Here is a 563-nt window from a genome sequence, read left to right as displayed (position 1 = left end):
TTATAGAATTAATAATAATTAATTAAAAAACTTAATTTACAAATCCCGCCCTATATATTTGCTGTTTTATTTGAGTTTTTTATTTTTAATATTTTTGCAATTTATATAGAATTTTTAGCACCCRCCCTAAATTTTTAAAAGATAAAAAATGTATATACGCACGCAGAATAAAATTTATTATATTAATAAACTTATAATTTGAATTTTATTATATAAAAAAGTTTATTCCACCGTGCGGTAATAATTTTTTAAATTTGTTAATTGTTTTCACCATACCAATCAACATTTCGTGTGAAGTACATKGCAAGAGCAATAACAGCAAATAGCCCTAATGTACCCATGAGTAATGCATARTCAGTAAGCTGAAGTATTCCAAACAAGAATATATAAATCAAAGACTCTACTATAGCCATTGAAATAGTGTATCTTGGAGATTTTATAATGTATCCTATATATATAGAAGTTAAAGCTGTAACCATTAAGGCACTAAGAAAATAACTAATATTAAAATTGATATGCTCAGATATTGCTAAAAGCAGAAGATAAAATATTGCATTAGCTAT

General features: G+C 24.6%; 1 protein-coding gene. It reads right to left on the bottom strand.

What is annotated here, in order from left to right:
* Positions 1–257 precede the first annotated feature (257 nt).
* Positions 258–563 (bottom strand): inner membrane CreD family protein (locus GQX97_RS14320; RefSeq protein WP_198391275.1); only part of this gene is annotated, 306 nt, incomplete at its 5' end.

Source organism: Brachyspira sp. SAP_772 (assembly GCF_009755885.1).
GTDB lineage: Bacteria > Spirochaetota > Brachyspiria > Brachyspirales > Brachyspiraceae > Brachyspira.
This window is presented reverse-complemented; position numbering and strand designations above follow the sequence as displayed.